Source organism: Bradyrhizobium sp. (assembly GCF_016462955.1).
GTDB lineage: Bacteria > Pseudomonadota > Alphaproteobacteria > Rhizobiales > Xanthobacteraceae > Bradyrhizobium.
Genome location: NZ_JAEMSD010000204.1, coordinates 1 through 2139 on the forward strand (window position 1 = coordinate 1; position 2139 = coordinate 2139).

General features: G+C 65.3%; 3 protein-coding genes. 1 reads left to right on the forward strand and 2 read right to left on the reverse strand.

All coding sequences use genetic code 11. The features are described from left to right. A partial coding sequence (nthB, locus tag JHD07_RS20560) for a nitrile hydratase subunit beta (protein ID WP_291625245.1) occupies window positions 1-481 on the reverse strand: 481 nt, incomplete at its 3' end. Next, the gene (gene nthA, locus JHD07_RS20565; RefSeq protein WP_291625263.1) at window positions 478-1104 is read right to left on the reverse strand and encodes a nitrile hydratase subunit alpha; all 627 of its coding nucleotides are present in this window, start codon (window positions 1102-1104) and stop codon (window positions 478-480) included. The genes nthB and nthA, both read right to left, overlap by 4 nt. 137 nt (window positions 1105-1241) lie before the next feature. Between nthA and JHD07_RS20570 the strand changes: the two genes are divergently transcribed. Next, entirely contained in the window at window positions 1242-2048 is an 807-nt protein-coding gene (locus JHD07_RS20570) for an enoyl-CoA hydratase/isomerase family protein (protein WP_291625246.1), read from the forward strand. The last annotated feature ends 91 nt before the right edge of the window (window positions 2049-2139 follow it).

The window sequence follows — 2139 nt, forward strand, 5'->3', positions numbered from 1 at the left end:
CGCCGACATGACCGCGGACGTAGCGCGGCAGCCGCGTGTGCGTCGCCGGATGGATATTCTTCGCCCTCACGCGGTCGCCGATGCTGAATTTCGCCGGCGCCGGGGCGGGGCGGCCGAACTTGCCGCGCACCATGACGCGCTCGACGTTCGCGAGGTCGAACTTGCCGTGCTTGAGCGCCTTGCCGGGTTGCATCGCATGGCCCGCGGCGACTTCCTCGCGGGTGAGGTAGCCCTTGTCGATCAGCATCTCCTCGAGCCCGAGAAACCATTTCTTGTAATAAGAGCTCGACAGATAGACGTGCGGCGGCAAGGTCTCGCGATAGAAGCGCGAGGTGTCGATGTTGAAGGCGCCGGCCGCACCCATCGCGCGCACCATGGCCAGCACGCGCGACTCCCATTCCTCGTGAAACATCGGCTCGTTGGGCTCGGGCTCGACCTTGCCGAACCCGTCCATGCCGCCCATGTCGTGCACGCCGTTCACGACGGTGCTCCCGGCGCTTTGGGGAAACCGGTGCCGATCATGGAATCGCGGGTGACGAGCTCGGCGAGTTGTTCCTCGCTCCAGCCCTCGGTACCTTCGGGCCGCATCGGCAGCACCAGGAAGCGCGTTTCCGCCGTGGAATCCCAGACCCTGATTTCGATGTCCGTGGGCAGAGTGACGCCGAAATCGGCGAGCACGCCCCGCGGGTCCTTCACGGCGCGGGAGCGATAGGGCGCAGCCTTGTACCAGACCGGCGGCAATCCCAGCATTTCCCAGGGGTAGCAGGAGCACAGCGTGCATACGACCATGTTGTGCCGCCCGGGCGTGTTCTCGACCACGACGAGATGGTCGCCGACGCGGCTGACATGGCCCAGCGTGCCGATCGCCTTGGTGCCGTCTTCCAGCAGCGCCGCCTTGAATGCCGGATCGGTCCAGGCCTTTGCGACCACGCGCGCGCCATTGTGCGGGCCGATCCTGGTCTCATAGGCCTGGATGATGGCATCGAGCGCGGCGGGCTCGACATAGCCTTTTTCGGTCAGGATCGTCTCGAGCGCGCGCACGCGCAGCTCGGTGTCCGACAGTTCGGAATGATCGTGGTGGTGGTGGTCGTGATCGTGGCTCATGGTGGCAAAGAATAGGCGCAATGGCCGGGACCTGTCGAGTATGCCTTGCGGCGCGACCGGGTCCCATATTCGTGAGAGCGGATGTAGGCTAGAATCGCAGCAAGCCAAGTTGGGAAAGCCAAGTTGGGAGGCGTTCGGTGACGGACTATGTGAAGATCGAGAAAGGCCTTGGGCCCGAAGGGCGGATCGCGGTGGTGCGTTTCGATCGAGGCGACGGCATCAACGCCCTCTCGCCCGAAGCGCTGCGCCAGCTGACCGCAGCGGCACGAAGCTTCGAGGACGACGCTGCGACTTCGGTGGTCGTCTTGACCGGCAGCTCGGGCGCCTTCAGCGCCGGCTTCGACCTCAAGGACGCCGAGGGACGCTCGCGCAAGGAGATGGATCTCGGCACCCTGCGGCGGCATCTCAAACTCGGCCCGCGTCTGACCCATGCCTGGCAGGAGATGGAGCAGATCACGATCGCGGCGATCGAGGGCTTTTGCGTCGGCGGTGGCGTCGCACTGGCCGTGGCACTCGACTTCCGCATCATGGGGCGCAACGCGCATCTGCGTGTGCCCGAGATCGGGCTGGGCATGAACATGAGCTGGCAGAGCATCCCGCGCATGCTGCACCTGATCGGCCCGGCCCGCACCAAGCAGGCGGTCATTCTGGCGGACGAGCGTATCAGCGCGGACGAGGCCTATGAATGGGGCTTGGTAGAGCAGGTGACCGATCCCGGCCATGCCTTCGAGGCCGCGATGGATCTCGCCCGAAAGGTCGCCGCGCAGCCGCCGCTCTCGGTCGCCATGACGAAACTCACCGTGAACCGCCTTGCGCATGCCCTGGACGATCTCGCCAGCCACATGGACGTCGACCAGTTCGCGCTGGCAAGCCTGAGCGAGGACCACAAGGAGGGCGTCGAGGCATTCCTCGGCCGCCGCAAGCCCCGGTTCAAGGGGCGGTAGCTCGCCCCACCGCCGGTACATTGACCTCGGGCAGATGGATTTTTCTTGGCTTGGCGAGATCGGGAAAACTTCATCCATCTCCCGGCAAATA